The sequence below is a fragment of the Pedobacter punctiformis genome (assembly GCF_027213715.1).
Taxonomy (GTDB): Bacteria; Bacteroidota; Bacteroidia; order Sphingobacteriales; family Sphingobacteriaceae; genus Pedobacter; species Pedobacter punctiformis.
On the sequence record NZ_JAPWGM010000003.1, the window covers coordinates 409,580 to 433,377 of the forward strand.

Genomic DNA, 23,798 nt, shown 5'->3' on the forward strand with positions numbered 1-23,798 from the left:
ATTCTAATGCCAGCTATAACATAATGCCAATTTGACATTAGTTTGGTAAAAGACTAATGATATCAGGTTTAAGGTTATGGCCCTAAGCTTTAAACCTTATACCGTTAACCTAATTGAGTTTGTAATTAACAACATGTAAACCTACCAATTGTTCTAAAAACCTGTTGTTCGGATTTATTTTAAGGCTTTTAGAAGGTAAATCCAACATAATCTCCTTTTCTCTATCATAAATCGCAAAATTTAACTGGCAGTTTTGCTGTTCAGAATTTGCCTTATTGTCTGCTAAAATGGCTTCAATCTGTCGCATCAACTCATCGTTAATTCTTTCTATAGGCACCTGAATGGTAATGCTTTTGGCCAGTTTATCCCGTAAATCAGATAATAGGTTAATGGCTGTAATTTTAAATTCCCAGTCTCCGGCTTTTCCAAAACGCTCACCTACCCTACCTCTGATTTGCAGAAAATAACCTTCAGTTAAAAACGATTTAAACTTAATAAAATCTTCCCCGAATAAAGCCATCTCGCTGGCATCATCGTAATCTTCAAAAACAAAGGTACCAAAAGGTTTTCCGGTTTTGGTTACCCTTTGCGATGCCGTTACCACTAAACCGCCTACACAAAGCTCCCGGTTTTTTAGCTTATCAAATTCGGCTAAAACCTCCTCGTTGGTATCACCCATACGTACTTTATTAATAATGCTAAGCTGTTTAACGCTATGCGTACAGAAACGATCGAGTTCTAATTTATAATTATCGAGCGGGTGCCCGGAAAGGAAAATTCCAATTGCATCCTTCTCATATTTTAAACGGTCTATTAAGGCCCACTCAGGCGAAACCGGTAATGTTGGTTCCAAAATTAAATCTGCTTTTGAACCTCCAAACAATGAAGCCTGAGAAGTACTTTCATTGTTTTGAAAATCATTGGCATATTTAATAATTTTTTCAATGCCGTTCATTTTATCATTGGGGCCAATGTAGAAATATTGTGCCCTGTGACCACCAAAAGCATCGAAAGCACCGCTATATACAAAACTCTCGTAAGCCTTTTTGTTTACAATACGGGTATTAGATCGTTTTGCGAAATCATAAACATTGGCATAATTACCATTTGCGACACGTTCTTCAATAATGCTTTCTACAGCCTTCTCTCCAACACCTTTTACAGCCGACATCCCAAAACGGACTTCACCTTTTGCATTTACCGAGAATTTAAGATCAGATTCGTTAACATCAGGCCCTAAAACCACAACCCCCATCTGGCGGCACTCTTCCATAAAAAAGGCCACTTGTTTAATATCGCTCATGTTGTTGGATAACACAGCAGCCATATATTCTGCAGGATAATGTGCTTTTAAATAAGCCGTTTGATAAGCGATCCAGGCGTAACAGGTAGAGTGCGATTTGTTGAAAGCGTAGGATGCAAAAGCTTCCCAATCTTTCCATATTTTTTCTAAGGTTGCAGCATCATGACCTTTTTCTGCGGCCTGTTTCACAAACTTAGGTTTCATTTTATCCAGTACATCCTTTTGTTTTTTACCCATCGCCTTACGCAAAACATCGGCTTCACCTTTAGTAAAGCCCGCCAGTTTTTGCGATAAAAGCATCACCTGTTCCTGGTAAACGGTAATCCCGTAAGTTTCTTTTAAATACTCTTCGCAGGCATCTAAATCGTACTTTATTTCTTCTTCACCATTTTTACGACGCACAAAACTTGGAATATACTCCATTGGTCCCGGGCGGTATAATGCATTCATGGCAATTAAATCGTCGAAAACCGTAGGTTTCAACTCTTTCATGTATTTCTGCATCCCCGGACTCTCGTACTGGAAAATCCCGATGGTTTCACCCCGCTGGAAAAGCTCATAAGTTAGTACATCATCAATCGGGAAATTATCCGGATCGAGGTCTATATTATGCCTTTTCTTAACCAGTTTAACCGTATCTTTTATTAAGGTCAGGGTTTTTAAACCCAAAAAATCCATTTTTAATAAACCTGCGCTTTCTACAACAGAGTTATCAAATTGGGTAACATATAAATCTGAATCTTTAGCGGTGGCAACCGGAACAAAATTGGTAATGTCACTCGGTGTAATAATTACCCCACAGGCGTGAATCCCGGTATTGCGTAGCGATCCTTCTAAAACCTGTGCCTGCTGAATGGTTTCTGCACTTAAATCTTTTAAAAGCCCCATGGCTTTCAATTCCAGTACACGTTCGTATTCATCAGGACGCAAAGAATCTTTTAAGGTTTTTTCATCCAGGGTAAAGATTTTTGCCAGCTTCATATTTGGAATCAGCTTGGCAATTTTATCGGCTTCAAATAATGGCAAATCCAATACACGGGCGGTATCGCGGATAGATGATTTAGCCGCCATGGTACCATAAGTAATGATTTGCGCTACCTGGCTGGAACCGTATTTGTTAATTACATATTCCATTACACGGCCACGGCCCTCATCATCAAAATCGATATCAATATCGGGCATGGAAACACGATCCGGGTTTAAGAAACGCTCAAAAAGGAGATCGTACTTAATCGGATCAATATTGGTAATCCATAAACAATACGCCACCACCGAACCTGCAGCAGAACCACGCCCCGGGCCAACTGATACGTCTCTACGGCGTGCTTCGGCAATAAAATCCTGTACAATTAAGAAATATCCTGGATATCCGGTTTTCTCAATGGTTTGCAATTCGAAGTCTAAACGCTCGGTAATTTCCGGCGTCAATATTCCGTATCTTATCTTTGCACCTTCATAAGTCAGGTGTCTTAAATATTTGTTTTCACCGCGTTTTCCTCCATCTGCATCATCTTCTGTAACTAAAAACTGTTCTGGGATATCAAATTTAGGTAAGAGTACTTCGCGGGCGAGTTTGTAAATTTCAATTTTATCTACAATCTCTTGTATGTTTAAAATTGCTTCAGGTAAATCGGCAAAAAGAGCCTTCATTTCATCCGCAGTTTTAAAATAATATTCCTGGTTAGGTAAACCGTAGCGATAACCACGGCCCCTGCCTATAGGCGTAGCCTGCTTTTCACCATCTTTTACACAAAGTAAAATATCGTGGGCATTTGCATCTTTTTTATTAATGTAATAGGTATTGTTGGTGGCAACCATTTTTACCTCATGCTTTCTGGCCAGGTTAATTAAAGCAGTGTTTACACGATCTTCATCTTCCTGATTATGGCGCATAATCTCCACATAAAAATCGGCGCCAAACTTTTCCTTCCACCAAATTAAAGCTTCTTCTGCCTGGGCTTCGCCCATGTTTAAAAGCTTACTGGAAACCTCGCCGCCAAGGTTACCGGATAAAACAATAATATCGTCTTTATACTGTTCAATTACAGCCCTATCAATCCGCGGTACATAATAAAATCCTTTTGTATAGGCTATTGACGACATTTTGGCTAAATTATGATAGCCATTCTTATTCTTCGCCAGCAAAACCATCTGATAACCGTTATCTTTCGCTGTTCTATCCAGATGGTTATCACAAACAAAAAACTCACAACCTACAATAGGCTTCATTACAATTTCTGTCGGACGCTCTCCTGCTTCAATTGCAGCAGCATTTTTTGCTTCTGCGGCTTTATTATGATTTAAAACATGGTTTACAAAGTGAAATGCACCCATCATATTAGCATGATCGGTCATGGCAACAGCTGGCATTTTTTGTGCCGCCGCGGCCTTTATCAAATCAGGAATGCTGATGGTACTTTGCAAAACAGAAAATTGGGTGTGGTTGTGCAGGTGTACAAAAGTAGCCGCAGCAAGCTCTTGTTTATTTTCAGCAAGTTCCTGTTTAGAAACGCCTCCGCCTTCAGTTTTTTGAATGCGTTTGCGGATCTCATCGGATGCAGCTTTAAGGTTTATATGCTGAATTCCAAAGGTCCCGATTTCACCCGGATTTACCTCTCTGAAACGTGGAAAGTATTCTGCATCAACCAGTAATTCTTCTTTTTTAAAAACTTCCCGTTTAACCAGTTCTAAAAAACAACGGGTTGTGGCTTCCACATCGGCGGTTGCATTGTGCGCTTCGCTAAAAGGCACACCAAATAAATAAGCGTGTAACTCAGTTAAGGTTGGCAGTTTAAAGCGACCGCCTCTACCGCCAGGCAATTTTAATAAATCGGCAGTTACCTCAGTACAGGTATCCAGCACAGGCATTTCTGCCATTCGGTTAGCTATACCAAAACGGTGAAACTCGCAACCCATAATGTTTACATCAAAGCCAACATTCTGCCCGACAATAAACTTAGCTTTATTTAAAACTTCATTAAATTTTGCAAGCATTTCATCAAAGCCTATACCCTGCTCGGTAGCCAGCTCGGTAGAAATTCCGTGAATTCGCTCAGCGTCGTAAGGAATATTAAATCCTTCCGGTTTAACTAAATAATCCTGATGTTCAACCAATCGCCCCATCTCATCGTGCAATTGCCAAGCAATTTGAATACAACGTGGCCAGTTATCCGTATCGGTAATGGGTGCGTTATAATTGCGGGGCAAACCGGTGGTTTCAGTATCAAAAATTAAGTACATATGTTGCTGTAAAGAATTAACCGTTGGAAATATAACGGTTCTTCAAAAATAAGAAATTTGATGCCGGAAGTTGTCAGCTAATTATCAACAATAATTAATTGAAGAATATAAATATTTTTTAAATCTATCCGGCAGGTTGAGGTGCAAAACACGACTATATTTTACTCAAATTAAGATGATTTGGAAAGTACCTGCAATGAATCAATAATAACAGTCCTTTACAAGGAAAAACAGATTAAGCCATTCTGGATGTAAGTATTTTTTGTTAAAAAAAGTTAATTCATTTCTGAAACTACGAAACATTCGTAGATTTACAAGCAAATAATAACAAATCTTTATTACTATGAAAATATACGCTGTTTTATTACTTATCGTTTTCAGTTCTCTTACAACTTTAGCACAGAAGTCAATTAATTTTGAGTTAAAAAAACAACTTGATTCCATTTTGCAGACAGACCAGGGAATAAGAGAATTTGTCGATTCTGAAACCTCAGAAAAAAGAAAAGATACACTTGCACAATTTTTCAATTACCCGAAAGAAGAACTGAAAAAACAGGCTTGGAACATTATGCCGAAAATTGATTCAATAAATCTCAAAAAGGTCGAGGCCATTATTTCAAAATATGGTTACCCCGGAAAAACTTTAGTAGGCGAGCCCGCAAATACAGTAGTTTTTTATGTGATACAACACAATCCAAGTAAGATTTCGCAATATTATCCTTTGATTGAAAAAGCTGGTAAAGAAGGTGAATTACCTTTTAAATACACTGCAATGATGCTTGACAGGAAACTAGGACAGGAAGGAAAAGAACAGGTTTATGGCACTCAGGTATACGGGGTAATGATTAATAATCCTCAAACGGGCAAAAAAGAGTTTTTTCAATATGTAATTCCGATTAAGAACGCAAAAAATGTAAATAAAAGACGTAAAAAAGCCGGCTTCGATAGTACCGTTGAAGTAAATGCACTTAGATTGGGTATTGTTTATAAAGCATATACCAAAAAGGAGATTGACAAGATTGTTAAGCCAAAAATTAATTAATGTTCCAGGCTGACTAACTTATTGGTATCGTAACCCCGTTGTTTGCTGCGTTCAATAATTTCATTAAGCAAACTGGCATCCATTTCGGGCTTACGTGCCATAATAATCAGGTATTTATGCTTGGGATGTCCAACCACCGCATAACTATAACCTTCTGCCAGTTCTATAATCCAGTAATCAATTTTAACAGGCCAGACAAATTGTGCTTTTAAACGGGAGTTTCCGCTTTTTGGCACTACAGACAGTTTGGAGCGCATGTATTTCTTTTGCTTTTCTCCAACTACGTTATAAGTAGTAAAAACTGCATAATAGCCATCAGGGTGAATTACGTAGGTTTCTATGGTATGTTTCCAGTGCGAATTTATAAACCTGGGTATTGAATACAAGCAATACCAACGTCCGGCGTAGCTCAAAACATCTACATGCATATCAACTGGTTTGTTTTCCATATTCCTATGTTTTGTTATACCAGGCAAAAAAGGCATATCACAATAACTAAACCGTCAATAAATTATAAAGTTTTGAAAAGGATTTTTTAAGCCTATATTTATTTATAACTTCGATTGATAATTAACACAGCAAACCAATAAAATAAAATATATGAAAGTAACGGTTGTAGGTGCAGGCGCAGTTGGCGCAACATGTGCAGATAATATTGCCCGCAAAGAGTTAGCAAACGAATTGGTGTTATTAGATATTAAAGAGGGTTTTGCCGAAGGTAAAGCCATCGATATGATGCAGACTGCTACCCTTTTGGGTTTTGATACAAAAATTACCGGCGTAACCAATGATTACAGCAAAACGGCTGGCTCGGATGTGGTTGTGATTACATCAGGATTACCACGTAAACCGGGTATGACACGTGAAGAACTGATTGGCATTAACGCCGGCATTGTTAAAGGCGTTGCTGAAAATATATTAAAATTCTCTCCGGATGCGATTATCATCGTAATCAGTAATCCGATGGACACAATGACTTATCTGGCGCTGAAATCTTTAGGCTTACCTAAAAACCGCATTATCGGGATGGGTGGTACTTTAGACAGTTCAAGATTTAAATTTTATTTGTCTCAGGCATTAAACTGCAACCCTAATGATTTACAGGGCTTTGTAATTGGCGGACATGGGGATACCACGATGATTCCTTTAACGCGTTTAGCCACTTACCAAAGTTTGCCGGTAAGTAATTTACTGGATAAAGCTACGCTTGATAAAGTAGCTGCTGATACCATGGTTGGTGGAGCCACTTTAACCGGCTTAATTGGTACTTCTGCCTGGTACGCACCGGGTGCTGCAGGCGCTGCTTTGGTGGAGGCCATTTTGCGTGATGAGAAAAAATTATTTACCTGCTGCGTTTCCTTAGAAGGTGAATACGGACAGGATGATATTTGTTTGGGCGTTCCGGTAATTATTGGCCGCAGTGGCTGGGAAAAAATTATCGATTTTAAATTAACTGATGACGAGCAAACTGCATTTAACAAAAGTGCTGATGCCGTTAGAAATATGAATAGTGTACTGGCTGAGATGAAACTGGTGTAAATGAAAGCCATTACCATTCCTTTAAAACTTATAAACTTACAAGACGACGGCTTCCATCTTTTGATGGAAGTTGTTGTTTTTAAACAAAAACATTTTGCCGTACTGGATACGGGCGCTTCTCGGAGTGTATTTGATAAAACGCTGATTGAACAGCACCTTGCCGAAACGCTTCAGGTATCTGAAGATATTAATGCGGCTACCCTTTTTACCACAACCAGCACGATACAAGCCAGTATACCCGAATTAAAAATTGGCAAACTTAAAATCAAAGATTATCATACTGTTGCCTTTGACCTCCAATCTGTAAATGAAACCTATCAACAATTTGGTCACCCGCCTATTGCCAGCATTATTGGCGGCGATATTTTAATGGAATACCGGGCTATCATCAATTATTCTACACTGGAATTAACACTTTATAAATAATTTCTTTCCACTTGTATTAGAATCTTAAATTCTTATTGCCGACAATGCCGGGTTATTTAAACCTTAAAGATTTACCTCATGAAAAAAGACATTCTTAATCGTCAGGACCTTATTCTGTTGGTTGATACTTTTTATAAAAAGGTTGAACAAAATGCTAAAATAGGCCCAATTTTTACCGAAGTTGCCAAAGTAGACTGGACACATCATTTACCTAAAATGTACGATTTTTGGGAAAGTATACTTTTTGGAAAGGCAGTTTACAAAGGAAATCCGATGCTTACACATTTTGCCTTAAAAGAGAAAACAACCTTACAGGAAGAAGAATTTAATACATGGAAAAGCATTTTCTATGAAACTGTGGATGAATTATTTGAAGGAGAAAATGCAGAAATCATTAAGCAAAAAGCACAATCTATTGCAGATTTAATGCATTTCAAATTAAATATGCCTAAATCGCACATTACAATTAAAAACAAATAGACTTGGATTTTTTCTTTGTTTATCGTTAACTTTAAATAACTAAACAAACCAAATATGAAATTTCTAAAAGTCTTATTGTGGATAATCGTTATCCTGGCTATTATTATTGTTGGAGGTGGTCTTTTTCTCCCAAAAAGCTATTCTGTTACACGCAGTACTGTAATTAATGCACCTGATAGTGTAGTTTATAAAAACATTGCTGATTTTAACGAGTTTTACAAATGGAATCCATGGGCAAAAATGGAACCAACAGCTAAATCAAAAGTATCAGGCCCGGTAGCACAACCCGGACATTTATACGAATGGGAAGGCAAAGAAACCGGACAGGGTTATATGAAAATTATTACCGCAAAGCCAAATACGCAGGTTGATATTGAACTGAAATTTATAAAGCCTTTTGAAAGTTTGGCAGATACTAAATTTGATATCCAACCGGAAGGAAGCGGACAAAAGGTAAGCTGGACAATGAGTGGTGATAATAACCTGATGGGAAAATGGATGTGTGTGTTTATGAGTATGGATAAAATGATTGGTAAAGATTTTGAGGATGGACTTAAATTTCTGAAAGAGAAATCAGAAAAAGGAAACTAGTCTAACTTTATAAGGCAAAGCCTTTTAGCATTAATCTGCTGAAAGGCTTTGTTATTTTCTACCCATCGATTAGCAAAAGCTCAATGCAGGAGCAAGAATACTAAACGCAGAAATGAGATTGCTTCGTGCCTCGCAATGACGCTCGTATTTATTATCTGGAAATTGCTTTTCGATAAAACTGGACTACCTGCACGTCACCATAACGACCGCCCTTAAATAGCAATGCCAATCGCACCGATATTTGCTATCTAAACCCGATTGAATGAATCCCGATCCTTAATCGGGAGAAAGGAAAGCGGGACTACAGAAACCGACGGGCAGTAAAGTTGCTTTCCAAATCTTAATTAGCTGTATAGAGATTTTTCCTTAAAACCTACCAGTACCTCAAAATAACCGAAAGAAAAATAAAAATGAGAATGCTTTGTGTCTCGCAATAACGCTTTTATTTACGACCAGATAATAATAAAAAACCTCCTCAAGATTTAACTTGAAGAGGTTTCTATATTATTTTGCTTTCAGTTTTGCCTAAGCATCAATTTTAGCATATTTTGCATTACGCTCAATAAACTCTCTGCGTGGAGCAACTTCATCACCCATTAACATTGAGAAAGTATGATCGCATTCTGCAGCACTTTCAATTGTAGCTTGTAATAAAGTACGGGTAGCCGGGTTTAAAGTTGTATCCCAAAGCTGTTCAGCGTTCATCTCACCCAAACCTTTATAGCGCTGAATGTGTACACTGTCTTCTTTACCATTACCTTTAATACGTTGTACAGCCGCATCACGTTGTACATCATTCCAGCAATATTCAAAATCCTTACCTTTTTTAACCTGATAAAGTGGTGGAGATGCAATATAAACATATCCGGCTTCGATTAAGGCTCTCATATAGCGGTAGAAGAAAGTCAGGATCAAAGTTGTAATGTGCGATCCGTCAATATCCGCATCCGTCATAATTACGATTTTGTGGTAACGAAGTTTTGTTAAGTTCAAAGCCTTATCATCTTCAGGGGTACCAATACTTACCCCAATAGCGGTGAACATATTTTTAATCTCATCGTTTTCGTAGATTTTATGCTCCATTGCTTTCTCCACATTCAGGATTTTACCTTTTAATGGAAGAATAGCCTGAATGTTACGATCGCGACCTTGTTTAGCGGTACCACCCGCCGAGTCACCCTCTACCAAGTAAATTTCACATTTTTCTGGATCACTGTCTGAGCAATCGGCAAGTTTACCTGGCAAACCAGAACCGCCCATTACACTCTTACGCTGAACCATTTCACGTGCCTTACGTGCAGCTGCACGGGCTGTTGCAGCCAAGATCACTTTGTTAACGATCATTTTGGCTTCTTTTGGATTTTCTTCCAAATAAGCACCTAAAGCTTCGCCAACTGCAATATCAACCGCTCCCATTACCTCCGTATTACCGAGTTTGGTTTTAGTTTGACCTTCAAACTGTGGCTCCTGTACTTTTACAGACACTACTGCGGTTAAACCCTCTCTAAAGTCATCACCGGTAATTTCCATTTTCAGGTTTTTTAATAAACCTGATTTATCCGCATAACTTTTTAGTGTACGGGTTAAACCTCTACGGAAACCTGCAATGTGCGTACCACCTTCGTGGGTATTAATGTTGTTTACGTAAGAGTGAACATTTTCTGAATAACTGTCGTTATACTGAAAAGCCAGTTCAACCGGAACTCCATTTTTAATACCATCGATATAAATTGGTTCAGGTAAAAAAGATGCACGTGTTCCATCCAAAAAGGTAACAAACTCTTTTAAACCGCCCTCTGACTGAAAAACTTCGGACAGAAATTTTCCATCTTCCATTACTTCACGTTCGTCTGTTAAGGTTAAAGTTATTCCTTTATTCAAGAAAGCCAGCTCGCGTAAACGGCCAGCTAAAGTATCGTATTTGTACTCGGTAGTTTGTGTAAAAATGGTTGCGTCCGGACTAAAAGTCACAATTGTACCCCGCTTATCGGTAGTACCTGTTTCTTTTACATCGTATAAAGGTTTACCAATGTTGTACTCCTGCATCCAGATTTTACCTTCGCGGTGTACTTCGGCTTTTAAATGTGTTGATAATGCATTAACACAACTTACCCCCACACCGTGTAAACCACCTGAAACTTTGTAAGTGTCCTTATCAAATTTACCACCGGCGTGTAAAACCGTCATTACGATTTCAAGTGCCGATTTATTTTCTTTTGTATTGATCCCGGTTGGAATACCACGACCATTATCTTCAACCCTGATGGAGTTGCCTTCTAAAATGTTTACGTAAATGGTATCTGCATGACCAGCCAGGGCTTCATCAATAGAGTTATCTACAACCTCATAAACTAAGTGGTGTAAACCTTTCACACCAGTATCGCCTATATACATCGAAGGGCGCTTACGCACCGCTTCTAAACCTTCTAAAACCTGTATATTATCTGCCGAATAATTTGACTTTAAATCCTGTTCTTCGCTCATATTTTAATTAAAAACAATAATTATCAAAAATACGCATTTTTCGGCAATTAACCCAATATGTGGAGAAGTTTTAGGGTTTAAAAGATGTCCCGTGCAGAAAGCTAAAAGACTAGTCCTAAAAGGCTTTATCAATAACTTAAGCCCGGTTTTGAAAAGCAAAAGTGGTGCAAATCTTTTAAACTTGTCCCCGCTTTTTATTACAAGGTCCGAAGAAGATTCCGAACGCTTTCCATTTCAATTGGGTTTAATAAGCTAAATCAAGATCTTTTCAGAAAAATTGGCACCATGCAACCAGAAATAATAGCACTTAAGTCCTAAACTAAACCTGACGGGAGTGGACACAAAGCGCAGCGGAGTAAAACAAACGGCAGGACTAAACTTTAAAATAAATTATTGGCCCTGCTTTCCAAATCTGCTTTTACATTTAATTAAAAACGATTCTTTACTACATCAAAACTGCTTATAAAACACAAACTTGAGGTTAAATTGCATATAAAAACTAATTTATATAAGTTTGCTAAAATTTATTAAATAATAATGGAAAGAAGAACCTTTAAAAACCTTGGTTTATTTGCAACCGCAGCTATAATTACAACATTTTCTGCTTGCCAAAACAAAGAAACTAAAACGACTGAAACAGCAAAAAAAACAGATAGTACTGCTGTAGTATCTGCAAGTGAAAAAATTGTATTTGTTAACCAGGACTCTTTATTAACTAAATACGAATACTATAAAGACCTTAAAAATAAATTTGAGAAAAAAACCAAAGATGCCCAGTCAGATATGCAGGCAAAAGGTCAGGCTTTCCAAAGAGAAGTAGCTCAATACCAACAAAATGCAGGCACTTTAGCTGCTGATGTTCGTAAAACTACAGAAGAGCGTTTAGCACGTAAACAACAGGAACTGCAAACTTACCAGCAAAATGCGGGTGGTGCTTTACAAAATGAGCAAGCGGTAGAAACTGAAAAACTTTATGATAAAGTTGCAGGTTACTTAAAAACTTATGCAAAAGATAAAGGTTATAAAATGGTTTTATCTTATACAAAGGGCAGTACTATTTTATTTGCTGATGAAACCTTAGACATTACTTCTGATGTAATTAAAGGCTTAAACGAAGATTATACCAAAACAAAAAAATAAGATTATTGTTAATGATATAACACAAAAAATGCCTCAAAATTTGAGGCATTTTTTGTGTTTAAACCTTTTATTATGGAAGACAACAATCAACATGAAACATTTATGCGAATGGCCATTGCATTATCTGTACAAAATGTAAGCGAAAACATGGGTGGCCCTTTTGGTGCTGTAATTGTTAAAGATGGAAAGGTAATTGCACAATCGGCGAATAAAGTAACTTCCACAAATGACCCTACAGCACATGCAGAAGTATCGGCCATACGTTTAGCCTGCACTGCGTTAAATACTTTTGATTTAAGTGGTTGCGTAGTATACACCAGTTGCGAGCCTTGCCCTATGTGTCTGGGCGCTATTTACTGGTCGAGAATTGAGACCATTTATTATGCTAATACTAAAGCAGATGCTGGCAAAATCGGTTTTGATGATCAATTTATTTACGATGAGCTGGATAAGCCAATGGAAAAAAGATCTTTACCGGTTATTCAAATGCTGAGGGATGAGGCCATGCAAGCTTTTAAACTTTGGGAAACCTCGCCCATGCGAATAGATTATTAAACAAAAAAGTCCGGTACAAATACCGGACTTTTTTGTTTGATTACTTACTGCCCTCTTTTGAGGCAATTAAACCAATCATAGAGTCAATTTCTTTTACAACACCGTCATCTGATCCGGAGAAACCAACCGCTTTAAAGCGGATATTTCCATCTCCGTCGATTACAAATTTAGTTGGAATGCCATCTACTTTATAAGCGCTTACCACATCAAATTTAGATGGATCCTGTTTATTTTTTGTGTCGTATAAAACGTTAAAATCATATTTTTTCTCTGCGATAAAATCTGTTACCAATTTTTCGCGGTTATCTTCTGTTTGCCAGGTATTAACGAATACAAAGGCAACATTTGGGTTATTAGCATATTTTGCCATTGCTTTTTGCATGCCCGGAAAAGAAGCTACGCAAGGGCCGCACCAGGTTGCCCAATAATCCAACACCACAATTTTACCCTTAAGCCCTGCCAAACTTACTGTTTCGCCCTTTAAATTAACCAGTGAAAATGCAGGTGCAGGTGTATTGATCATTTTCTTTGTCCATTCTGCCCTGTCTTTTTCCAAGGCAATTTTTTCCAGATTGGCAATGTACCCATCATAAGTACCTTCCTTTTTAAGACTTACATAAAGATTTTTAAAATCGGTTTTAAGAGAATCGCTTGCTTCACCATTTTTTATGATTTTTTCGGCTTCGTTAAACGCTTTTTCCTGCTGCCCATCTTTAATCAAATAGGTAACATAACGGGTGGCAACATCAGGCGATACTTTGGTATAAAAAGGCAAAGCTTTTTCCTGTACTGCAAGGGCTTCTTTAAATTTCCCCTGGCGATAAAGTAATAAAGCATAGGTATCTGCATACATGCCGTAAGAATTATCAAGTGCTTTTAAATATTCATCTTTTGAAGAATAGAATGCAGGCACCTCATCATTTTTAGCTTCGTTTAATAAATCCAGCGAGCGTTTTGAAAATTTAGCTGCTGCGTCAATATTTTCATTTTTTTCGGCGGCAGGCCATGCAAAACTGTTATATAAACTTGCCCTGTTTAATTTATTATCAATTTTTGAACTGTACAATTCAAATTTGTCGTTATTTTTTTCCTTGGAGGAGGCGTTGGCTAAAATACTATATACAGAACTTAACCTGGCCGCATCGGTTTTCTTCTGAGTATCGAATTTAAATTTTGCAATCAGGTCATTGGCCTTTTGTTCTTTAACAGCTAAATCTTTCTCTACATATAAAGCATTAATATCCTGCCCGTATGCATAATTACCTACTGGATATTTTTTAAGAAGCGCTGTTTTAACGGAGTCGGCTTTAGGTTTTTGCTTAAGGAGGTTATAAAGATTCAGAAGCAGTGTCATTTCATCTTCTTTTGCATCTTTTATTTTAGATAAACTGTTTATATTCTCATTTATATTTTTTGTACCCTTTTCTTTATCCGCCTTATATTCCAATGAAAGGTATTGATATGCATTTTTCTGTTTAAGAGCTGGTCTTAGTGTAAAAGCCTGTTTGTACAATGCCGAAGCTGCTTCTGCATCTATCGTTAATCCCAAATAATAGTTGCCAGCCAAACCATATAAAAAAGCTTCATTTATCAGGGCTTCAGCAGGTATTTTGCCGGCTTTAGTAAATTTCAAAATATAACCACCCGGAGCTTCATCTTTTTTATCACCAACATAAAAGGCCAAACCTACAAGGGTTACACTATCTGGTGTAGAAAACTCGCCTTTATAAATTGATCCTTCTTTAACAAGATCGATTTTACCGGCTTTAGGGTTTGTTGTCGAGAAAAAAGTGTAACTGGTGCATTTAATATCTGCAAGGTTTTCCAAACTGGTACCTTTAGGTTCGTAGGTAAAACTAATCTTAGTTCCTGCCGCCGGTTTATCGGCAGAAAATTTAACACCCTGAGATTTGGCAACACCTGCAAAGATCAGCAGTGTCAACAATAATTTGATAGATTTCATAGTCAGCAGTTTACGGTTTAAAATGGAACAACTAAATATATAGTTAAAATTTTAATATTCAAAAAAAATCGACTCTTTTTTGAGGAACAATTATTGTTATATTTCAGTTATGACGTATGAACAAAAAATAAGCAGTGAAGTTGATTTCTGGAAGTATAAAATTTTACAAAAACCTTCTCTTTTTAGTAAGGTTACGGATAAAGTTCAGAAGAAAATTAACAGCTACATTCCGGATAAAGTACATAGTGCAATAACATCTGCCATTAAGCAAATGGTTAAAGCGGTACTTTTTGGTTCAACGTTTACCACCGCCAAACCTGTTTTAGATTTAACGCTTATGCATCGCGAAGCGCTGATTAAACAAAAGATAGAAAATTATAAAAAAACCGGAGCGGCAGAAGGTGGCATTACAGGCGCCGGTGGCTTTTTAATGAGTCTTGCCGATTTCCCTTTGCTGCTGAGTATAAAAATGAAAATGCTTTTTGATATTGCCGCAGTTTACGGTTATGATGTAAAAGATTACCGGGAGCGTTTATTTATTTTACACATCTTTCAACTGGCTTTTTCAAGCAAGGAAGAAAGTCAGAATGTTTTTATAAAAATGCAGAACTGGGATGATAAAGCGCATCAGCTTCCAGCAAGTATTGATGAGTTTGACTGGTTAACATTTCAACAGCAATATCGCGATTATATTGACTTAGCCAAACTTGCTCAAATGTTGCCATTTGTTGGCGCCGCAGTTGGTGCTGTTGCTAACTATAAATTAATTGAGAGACTTGGTAAAACGGCTATGATGAGCTACAGAATGCGGTATTTCAACTTAAAGTATGCGGTTATAAGTTCGCAAACTGACGAAAATCGTCAACTGAAAGCAGAGAATTAAAGCTTGTTACTAATCTTCTTCATCCTGAAAAAGGCCACCAATTAAATCGTCGGTCTCTCTCCTGTCTTTTTTAGTTGGACGGCCTGTACCCCTATCTCTTTTTAAATTTGGCGAATGAAACATAGATTTAAAAGCGTGTGTTTCTTCAACAGGGGTTAAATCTTTATATTTTGTTAAGGCAGTAGGAGAATCGGTACGGTTGTAAGACAATTCAACAACTTCTATAATTTTCTTTTCAATTCCTTTGGATACCTGATAAACTTCACCAATTTTTACAATGGCCGATGGTTTAATGTTCTGACCATTCAACTTCACCCTTCCTGCTTTACAGGCGTCTGTGGCTAAACTTCTGGTTTTAAATAACCGGATGGCCCACAAATATTTATCGATCCTGAGTTTTTCTGCTTCTGTCATAAAGTTCAAAAATAAGAAATTTGGTTTGTTTGTTGGTTAAATGTTTACGTTGGTTAACAGCTGAAAGCTTAAATGCAGCCCATCCATTTAAACAATTCCTCAGTTAACCGTAATTAAAAACAATATTTGCTCTTAATAAATAAAAATTGATTTATTTTGCGTAAAATTTAAAAACATCATGTATTCAGATTTAAAGAAACTAATTGAAGCCGCCTGGGAAGACAGAAGCCTTTTAAAATATAGCAACTATTGCGAAGCCATTGAGGCCGTTATTATGGGTCTTGACAAAGGCGAGATTCGTGTTGCAGAACCTGTATTAAATTCCTGGGGCATTAATGAGTGGGTTAAAAAAGCTGTGATTTTATATTTCCCGATCCGTGAGATGAAGGAAATTAAAGTTGGGCCTTTTGTTTACCATGATAAAATGGAATTGAAAAATGATTACAAAGCAACCGGAGTTCGTGTTGTGCCTATGGCGAGTGCCCGTTATGGTGCATTTTTAGCAAAAGGTGTAATTATGATGCCTTCTTATGTAAATATTGGTGCTTATGTTGATGAAGGTACAATGGTTGATACCTGGGCTACTGTAGGCTCATGTGCGCAAATTGGAAAACGCGTACACTTAAGTGGTGGTGTTGGTATTGGCGGTGTTTTAGAACCTGTACAAGCTGCTCCTGTAATTATAGAGGATGATTGTTTCTTGGGTTCAAGAGCGATTGTTGTAGAAGGTGTAAAAGTAGAAAAAGAAGCTGTTTTAGGTGCAAACGTAGTTTTAACGGCATCAACTAAGATTATTGATGTAACTGGTCCTGAACCGATTGAATATAAAGGCATTGTTCCTGCACGTTCAGTAGTGATTCCTGGCAGCTATACCAAAAAATTCCCTGCTGGAGATTATCAGGTACCTTGCGCTTTAATTATCGGTAAACGTAAGGAAAGCACAGACAAGAAAACTTCACTTAACGATGCGTTGAGAGAAAATAATGTAGCCGTGTAAGCTTAAACGAAAAGTGGAAGCAGAAAGCGGAAAGCACATTCAAAAAGCCGAAGGTACTAAACTTGAGCAATCAAGCTTTGAGCCTTCGGCTTTAAGTTTTCAGCTTAAAATCGGTTTCGACGGTAAACGTGCTGCAAATAATTTAACGGGACTTGGAAACTACAGCCGGTCTTTAATTGAACATTTAGCACATCAGTTTCCTGAAAACCAATATTTGGTTTATTCTCCTAAAGTTAAATCGTCCAAACAAATTGATGCTTTTTTTAAACTTAAAAACATTGAACTCAAATTACCTTTAAACGGTCGTTTTTTGTGGAGAAGTTTAAATATTTTAAAAGATTTAAGCCGGGATGAGGTTAAAATTTATCACGGATTAAGTCACGAAATACCCTTTGCCATTCAACATACCAGAATTAAATCGGTGGTTACCATTCATGATTTAATTTTTCTGCGTTTTCCTCGGTATTTTAAATATATCGACCGGAAATTATACCTGTTAAAAAGCAGGTATGCCTGCAAACACGCCAATAAAATTATTGCCATCAGCGAAAAAACGAAAGCAGATATTGTAGAGTTTTATAAAATAGATCCGGATAAGATTCAGGTTATTTACCAAAGCTGTGATGATAGTTTTAAAATGCCTTTTAATAAAGAAACACTTAGCAGAATAAGGGCAACTTATAAGCTTCCTGAAAAATACATTCTGAATGTTGGAACAATTGAAGAGCGGAAAAACCTTAAATTGATTGTTCAGGCACTAAAAGAGGTAAATGAAGCTTACAAGCTGGTGGTGATTGGCAAGCAAACCAAATATTTTAAAACCGTAGAAAAGGAAATAGAAAAACTGGGCTTAAAAAACCGCATTTTATTTTTAAAAAATATTCCTTTTTCAGATTTGCCAGGTATTTATCAAATGGCTTCAGTTTTTGCCTATCCATCATTTTATGAGGGGTTTGGAATTCCAATTATTGAAGCTTTATATTCAAATGTTCCGGTAGTTGCAGCAACAGGTTCGTGTTTAGAAGAAGCCGGAGGCCCAGACAGTTTATATGTTTCGCCTACAGATTCAACCGGACTGGCAGCTGCTATTAATCAAATTCTTTCTTCAGAACAACAACAGGCCCGCATGAAAAAAAAGGGTCTTGAATTTGTTCAAAAATTCAACAACCCTTTAGTTACACAGCAGTTAATGGATAGCTATAAAGCGCTATTAAATACTGCTAATTATTAGTTGATGCATTTGGCGGGTATTGACCCAAAATTTCTTTTACACCTGTATTCATTCTTTCTTCTCTTTTTCTAAAATTATCCAGGTTAAAGCCACTTCCACGGCCATGCCATACTAAGGTTTTTGTTTTCGGATCAAGGAAATCAATGATGATTGTTCCTTCCATATATTGGTCGACATAGCTCATGCCACCGCCCCAAAATGGAGATCTCCAACCCCATCCCCAGCCTCCATAAAAACCAGGTCCGTAAGCATCTATTCTTTCTCTTGCAACTACAACCAGATTTACCAGTAAATCTGCATTTTCTGATTTAGTAAATCCCTTGGTTGTCATTTCTGTATCAATAGCAGAAAGCATTCGACGTTTGTCCAGATCATTTAATTTTAATCGGGCAATGCCTTTATCATAAAAATTATAAGTTTTATAACTGCTAAAACTTACCTTTTTATCATAATCTGAAGCTGTACGCAACGTGGTACATGCTGATAATGCCATTGCAGCTACTGCAAATAGCATTAATAATTTTTGTGTTGTTCTCATATGATTTATTTGTGTGTGTTTCCCCTAACCGAAATCAATATAAATATACCTTCAAAAAATAGTATATCCAATTGATTTAACACTTTTTACAATCAAATTGTGTGGAACATATGACTTATTTTGTTCAATTATTTCAAATAAAAATTCCCGGCTACCTGGGTAACCGGGAATTATCAGATAATTGATTCAGTCTAAATTTTGGTTTTCTTAATTTACATCCCAGAAAATTTTGGTTGTAATTAAATCACCACCTATTGTAGCTGCTGCTGCAGAACGGTTTGCACCATTTAAGGTTTGCTCATTAATAGGATAAATTAAACGTACCGGGATTTGTAAACCTGATGGCACGCTTTGTCCCGGAGGCGCAGTTAGAGCACTTGGAGGACTTAATTTTGGAAAATCAAGACGTTTCCACTCTACCCATGCATCATACCCTCTGTTATAAAGTGCAATCCACTTTTGATTTCCGATAATTTCTTTATAATTATTGGTTGCCGATGCCGTTGCATACGCTACATCAGGTCTTGCCAGGTAAGTAGTCGCATCAGTCGAAGTACCCCCCCAATAAATAATAGAGGCTGTAACTCCGTTATTGTAATGGCTGGCAGCTGTGCCACCTACATTAAAACCACGTGCACTTGCTTCTGCTAAAGCAAATTCTACTTCAGAATAATCAATCAATAGGGCTTCAAAATCCAGAGCAATTACTTTATCACTGATATTAGAAAAGTTTGCCGCCGAGTTTGTAAACCCATAATCACCGCCAATATATACTGAACCTACCGTTTTAAAGAAACCTGCTCTTCTTGGATCAGAAAGCGCATTTAATTTATCTATAAACGGTTTAGCTCCGATGTAATCTTTCCTTTTGGTTCTGGCTGCATTAATGTTTTCAGAAACCGGATTATTATTTGGTGTGGTGTTTAGGTATTTAAATTTAGCATTATCAGCACTGCTGGTAAAAACATTTGGTGCAGCGGCCTCAACAACAGATTTTGCCTTAGCCTGATCTTTATCTGCCAGAATTAATCCTAAACGTAATTTTAAAGAGTTACCAAATTTTTTCCACAAGGTCATATTGCCATTGTAAATTACATCAGCTCCACCACCAAAACCATCAGTAGAAGTTGTGATGGCTGCAAGGGCAGCATCTAAACGCACCAGTAAATCTGAATAAATGGTAGCAGCATCGTCATATTGAGGCTGTGTATTCGAAATGTTCAAGGCTTCTTTATAAGGAACATTGCCATAGGTATTTACTAATGAAGACCAGGCCATAACTTCCATAATTTCAATTTGTGCAGTTTCATTGGCTTTTAGTGCTGGAGAAATAAACTGATCTTCAGCAACTAAACGTTTAGATTCTTTAAGATCCATCAGCACATCCCGGTAGCTGGCCTGCCAAAAAGCCTGTGGCAACGGACGAGCAAGTAAATTATACCTTGGTTCATCTAAATATTCAGTCGTTGTCCAGTGCTGAACATAAAACCGAAAAACGTTTGTATTTACACTTGGTGAGGTTAATACATCAGAATAACTTTTTAGCGCAGCAGTAAATAAGGTTGGTGCTGTTGCAGATACTGAGTTTTTCTGATCAATGTTATAATCTCCCAGATTCTTTGCGCAGGAGCTTAAACAAGCGGCTGCTACTAAGATTATATATATTCTTTTCATGATCGTGTTCTTATAATTTAAATTTGACGTTGAAACCAATTGTTCTCACGGCCGGATAGGCTCCGCTCTGATAGCCCACCAGATTTCCGGAGCTTAATCCATCCTCAGGATCTGCGTAAGGCACATTTTTATGTATAATCCATAAGTTTCGGCCTAATAATGAAACATCAATACCTCTGAATGGATGGATTTTTTGTATCCATTTTTCCGGTAGCGAATAGGTTAAAGAAACTTCTCTTAATTTCACATAACTTGCATCGTACACAGTAGAAGCTCTTGGAGGATTATTAGAGTAACCATAAGCCGAGCCACCTGATGTTGAAACATCTACGCGTTTATCATTCGGGCTTCCGTCTTCTTTAACGCCAGGTAAAATAATTCCACCACCATTGGCTAATGTATTTCTTTTAGGATTGCCTAAATCATTTAATCCGGCGGTTTCAGGATACATACCCGTTCCTAAACCATACCATTGATCCAGAGAGAAAAGACTTCCGCCTTTGCGTATATCGACCAAAAAATTAAGCGACACATTTTTATAATGGAAGGTATTTCCAATACCCGCTAAGAAATCAGGATTAGGGTCGCCAATAATTTCAGCAGAACTTGAAGTTGCTTTATAATATCCATTGGCGCCAACTACAGGCTGTCCGTTTATATAAACATAATTAGTACCTCTGATGATCCCATAAGGTTTTCCAACCGCAGCATTTAAAGTTACACCACCTTGTAAAGATGCCAGTTCTATATTACCACCAGCGCCTTCATATAAGGATAATACTTTATTGCGGTTTACCGTAAAGTTAACATTCAGTCTCCACGAGAAATCTTTAGTTTTTATTGGAACACCAAATACAGAGGCTTCAATACCTTTATTTTCTACTTCACCAGCATTAACATACAATTGGCTATAACCTGAAGAAGAACTGACGGTTACCGGCGTAATCTGATCAACAGTTTTTGTTTTGTACAAGGTTAAATCGAAACCTACCCTTTCATTTAAAAAGGCAGCATCTAAACCAGCCTCAATACTTTTGGTCCTTTCCGGTCTAAGGTTCTGATTATTTTTAGTGTTAGAAATAGAGAACATGGGTACAGAACCAAATGCAGTAGGTTTTGTATAAGTATCGTACACACTTAAGGCAGGCGCATCGGCACCCACTTCAGCATAGTTTAATCTTAATTTACCATACGATAACCAGGTTTGTTCTTTTAACAGGTTAGAAAAAGCAAAACTTGCTGCTACGGAAGGGTACCAGAATACATTGTTTGCTGCTGGTAGTGTAGTTGATAAATCCCTGCGAATTGTAGCATCAAGGAATAAATAATCTTTATAACCGAAAGTTGCACTGGCAAAATGACCATCAACAGCACGTCTGGCATATAATTCCTGAGGAGCTTCAATAGGGCTTACTGAATTTGATAAAGCATAAAATTCAGGGACAACAAGTCCGCCGTTTGTTTGAGCACGAATGGATGTTAATTTGTCACGGCGTAAATTGGCCCCTAATAAACCTTTGAATGAAATATCTTCGCTGATATTTTTATTAAAGTTTAGCAACAAATCATAATTTGTTTCGCCATAAGTTCTGTTTGTACGGGCATACGATGGTACAGCCACGCTACCTACAGCAATACGTTCTTCCTGTAAATCATAAGTTCCATCGTATGAAATACGTCCCACTACATCAAACCAGCTGTTTACCTTATAACTTAAGCTAATGTTTCCGAAATAATGATCACGGGTATCATTTACGTAGTTTTTATACCTGTTAAAATAAGGGTTATCTGCATATATCGGATTGGTTGCTTTAGTATCCGACCAGTTCCAGCTTACATTTTTTTGATTTCTGAAATAGGCATCTTTAAGTTCCGAAATATCGGCATTGGTTTGCCACCACTGACGGAAGCCCTGATTTGGGTTTAATCCGCTATAACCAGTTCCATAACGGCCTAAACCATCTATTTTAGAATAGTTGGCTGAAGCATTTACCATTAAATCTTTTGCAATTTGATAACCGGCACCGAAGTTGAACAGGTTTTTAGTAATCTTACTATTTGGCAAAACACCATTTTCATCATTACGGGTATAACCGATTTTAAAAGTGCCATTTTCTCCACCGCCATCAACACTAACACTCTGATTGGAAACTACAGCGGTTTCATAAAAAGTTTCAGGGCCATTTGCACCGGCTACCCAAGGTGTTTTTTGTTTATAGTTAGGCGAGAATGGATCTAATGAAGACCATTGATACACCAATAAATTTGGATCGAAACGTGGTCCATAAGAGGCATCCGAACTAAACTGAGGGGTCATTTCTTTAGTTCCGGTTCCGAAAATATCTCTGTACCAAAAACCTGGAACAGGCACAGGATTGCCAGTACCATCTGTACCAGGACTGCTGTAACCGGCACCATACTCTTTTTGGTATTTGGCAAAAGTGCTTTTATCAATTTTACCAAAACTTAGCCCACTATTAACTGTAATATTGGTTGAACCTTTTCTGCCTTTCTTGGTCGTGATGATGATTACACCATTTGCTGCTCTTGAACCATAAAGAGCAGTAGCTGCAGCACCTTTCAACACCGTCATTGAAGCTACATCGTCCGGGTTAATATCTGCAGCTGCATTTCCAAAATCATAGCCGGCACGTCCGGCTTGTTGATTTGCCGTATTGGTATTTGCATTACTAACCGGAACACCATCTACAATAAAAAGTGCCTGGTTATTACCGCTTATGGATTTGAAACCACGGATAACCACATTGGTTGAACCGCCCATGGCATTACTGCGTTTAATGTCAAGTCCGGCAACTTTTCCGCCCAATGAATTCACCAGGTTATTATCCCTTGTTCTGGTGATCTCTTCGGCTTTAACTTCCTGAGCAGAATAAGGAAGTTCATTTTTCTTTCTGGTAATGCCCAATGCCGTAACCACTACTTGCGCTAATTCCTGCGCATCAGTGTTCATCGAAACATTAACAACATTAGAGGAAGGAATTGGAACACTCTGCGGTTTGTAGCCAATAAAGGTAAGTTCGAGCGATGTTGTGTTCGCAGGCACTTTAAAATTAAATTTTCCATCTGAATTGGTTACGGTACCGACTTTGGTTCCTTTAGCCAGTACGCTTACGCCTGGAAGTGGTAGTCCGTCTTCTTTTGAGACAACCGTGCCTGTTACTGTTTTGTCCTGCGCAAAGGCTGAGGCAGCAAAAAACAGCACAAAACACAAGCTTTGCAATAGTTTTTTCATAGATTTTAGGTTAGATTTAATGATTAATAAAATCTAATATAAAAA

18 protein-coding genes are annotated in these 23,798 nt (G+C 37.6%); 10 read left to right on the forward strand and 8 right to left on the reverse strand.

Features of this window, described 5'->3' with window-relative positions; genetic code table 11:
- Nucleotides 1-109: 109 nt before the first annotated feature.
- Nucleotides 110-4,543, reverse strand: a complete 4,434-nt coding sequence (dnaE, locus tag O0955_RS10980; protein WP_269427597.1) for a DNA polymerase III subunit alpha — start codon at nucleotides 4,541-4,543, stop codon at nucleotides 110-112.
- A 343-nt stretch (nucleotides 4,544-4,886) separates the two neighbouring features.
- On the opposite strand from dnaE, the gene O0955_RS10985 reads away from it, so the two are divergent.
- Entirely contained in the window at nucleotides 4,887-5,585 is a 699-nt protein-coding gene (locus O0955_RS10985) for a DUF6624 domain-containing protein (RefSeq protein ID WP_269427598.1), read from the forward strand.
- On the opposite strand, the gene O0955_RS10990 is transcribed toward O0955_RS10985, so the two are convergent.
- A complete protein-coding gene (locus tag O0955_RS10990; RefSeq protein WP_269427599.1) occupies nucleotides 5,582-6,034 on the reverse strand; it encodes a lipocalin family protein in 453 nt (150 codons plus the stop codon). The two genes, O0955_RS10985 and O0955_RS10990, sit on opposite strands and share 4 nt — an antisense overlap.
- 151 nt (nucleotides 6,035-6,185) lie before the next feature.
- Here O0955_RS10990 and mdh point away from each other — a divergent pair, with 151 nt between their 5' ends.
- The 4 genes from mdh to O0955_RS11010 all read left to right on the forward strand — a co-directional run bounded on the left by mdh (nucleotide 6,186) and on the right by O0955_RS11010 (nucleotide 8,621).
- The gene (mdh, locus tag O0955_RS10995; RefSeq protein WP_269427600.1) at nucleotides 6,186-7,124 is read left to right on the forward strand and encodes a malate dehydrogenase; all 939 of its coding nucleotides are present in this window, start codon (nucleotides 6,186-6,188) and stop codon (nucleotides 7,122-7,124) included.
- On the forward strand, nucleotides 7,125-7,550 hold the full coding sequence (locus O0955_RS11000) for a retropepsin-like aspartic protease (RefSeq protein WP_269427601.1): 426 nt from the start codon (nucleotides 7,125-7,127) through the stop codon (nucleotides 7,548-7,550).
- 78 nt (nucleotides 7,551-7,628) lie between these two features.
- Complete coding sequence (locus O0955_RS11005; protein WP_269427602.1) at nucleotides 7,629-8,030, forward strand: group III truncated hemoglobin; 402 nt, start codon at nucleotides 7,629-7,631, stop codon at nucleotides 8,028-8,030.
- 54 nt (nucleotides 8,031-8,084) lie between these two features.
- Complete coding sequence (locus O0955_RS11010) at nucleotides 8,085-8,621, forward strand: SRPBCC family protein (RefSeq protein WP_269427603.1); 537 nt, start codon at nucleotides 8,085-8,087, stop codon at nucleotides 8,619-8,621.
- A 525-nt stretch (nucleotides 8,622-9,146) separates the two neighbouring features.
- Here the strand turns inward: O0955_RS11010 and gyrB are convergent.
- Nucleotides 9,147-11,105 (reverse strand): DNA topoisomerase (ATP-hydrolyzing) subunit B, encoded by a 1,959-nt coding sequence (gene gyrB / locus O0955_RS11015; RefSeq protein ID WP_269427604.1) that lies wholly within the window; start codon nucleotides 11,103-11,105, stop codon nucleotides 9,147-9,149.
- Between the two features lie 537 nt (nucleotides 11,106-11,642).
- On the opposite strand from gyrB, the gene O0955_RS11020 reads away from it, so the two are divergent.
- Together O0955_RS11020 and O0955_RS11025 are read left to right on the forward strand one after the other, a co-directional pair.
- Nucleotides 11,643-12,245, forward strand: a complete 603-nt coding sequence (locus tag O0955_RS11020; RefSeq protein ID WP_269427605.1) for an OmpH/Skp family outer membrane protein — start codon at nucleotides 11,643-11,645, stop codon at nucleotides 12,243-12,245.
- 72 nt (nucleotides 12,246-12,317) lie between these two features.
- Nucleotides 12,318-12,800: a nucleoside deaminase gene (locus O0955_RS11025; protein WP_269427606.1), complete on the forward strand. Its 483-nt coding sequence runs from the start codon at nucleotides 12,318-12,320 to the stop codon at nucleotides 12,798-12,800.
- A gap of 40 nt (nucleotides 12,801-12,840) precedes the next feature.
- Here the strand turns inward: O0955_RS11025 and O0955_RS11030 are convergent, their stop codons facing one another.
- On the reverse strand, nucleotides 12,841-14,763 hold the full coding sequence (locus O0955_RS11030; RefSeq protein WP_269427607.1) for a TlpA family protein disulfide reductase: 1,923 nt from the start codon (nucleotides 14,761-14,763) through the stop codon (nucleotides 12,841-12,843).
- 109 nt (nucleotides 14,764-14,872) lie between these two features.
- Between O0955_RS11030 and O0955_RS11035 the strand changes: the two genes are divergently transcribed.
- Nucleotides 14,873-15,646 carry an EcsC family protein gene (locus tag O0955_RS11035; protein ID WP_269427608.1) on the forward strand — a complete coding sequence of 258 codons (774 nt, stop codon included), beginning with the start codon at nucleotides 14,873-14,875 and terminating at the stop codon, nucleotides 15,644-15,646.
- Nucleotides 15,647-15,655: 9 nt separating this feature from the next.
- Here O0955_RS11035 and O0955_RS11040 read toward each other — a convergent pair whose 3' ends face one another.
- Complete coding sequence (locus O0955_RS11040) at nucleotides 15,656-16,060, reverse strand: RNA-binding S4 domain-containing protein (RefSeq protein WP_269427609.1); 405 nt, start codon at nucleotides 16,058-16,060, stop codon at nucleotides 15,656-15,658.
- A gap of 178 nt (nucleotides 16,061-16,238) precedes the next feature.
- Between O0955_RS11040 and O0955_RS11045 the strand changes: the two genes are divergently transcribed.
- The gene (locus O0955_RS11045) at nucleotides 16,239-17,057 is read left to right on the forward strand and encodes a 2,3,4,5-tetrahydropyridine-2,6-dicarboxylate N-succinyltransferase (protein WP_269427610.1); all 819 of its coding nucleotides are present in this window, start codon (nucleotides 16,239-16,241) and stop codon (nucleotides 17,055-17,057) included.
- A gap of 13 nt (nucleotides 17,058-17,070) precedes the next feature.
- Nucleotides 17,071-18,288, forward strand: a complete 1,218-nt coding sequence (locus O0955_RS11050; RefSeq protein WP_269427611.1) for a glycosyltransferase family 4 protein — start codon at nucleotides 17,071-17,073, stop codon at nucleotides 18,286-18,288.
- Here the strand turns inward: O0955_RS11050 and O0955_RS11055 are convergent.
- The 3 genes from O0955_RS11055 to O0955_RS11065 form a co-directional block, all read right to left on the reverse strand.
- A complete protein-coding gene (locus O0955_RS11055; RefSeq protein WP_269427612.1) occupies nucleotides 18,278-18,826 on the reverse strand; it encodes a DUF4136 domain-containing protein in 549 nt (182 codons plus the stop codon). The two genes, O0955_RS11050 and O0955_RS11055, sit on opposite strands and share 11 nt — an antisense overlap.
- 207 nt (nucleotides 18,827-19,033) lie before the next feature.
- Nucleotides 19,034-20,500 carry a SusD/RagB family nutrient-binding outer membrane lipoprotein gene (locus O0955_RS11060; RefSeq protein ID WP_269427613.1) on the reverse strand — a complete coding sequence of 489 codons (1,467 nt, stop codon included), beginning with the start codon at nucleotides 20,498-20,500 and terminating at the stop codon, nucleotides 19,034-19,036.
- A gap of 10 nt (nucleotides 20,501-20,510) precedes the next feature.
- Complete coding sequence (locus O0955_RS11065; RefSeq protein WP_269427614.1) at nucleotides 20,511-23,753, reverse strand: SusC/RagA family TonB-linked outer membrane protein; 3,243 nt, start codon at nucleotides 23,751-23,753, stop codon at nucleotides 20,511-20,513.
- Between the last annotated feature and the right edge of the window lie 45 nt (nucleotides 23,754-23,798).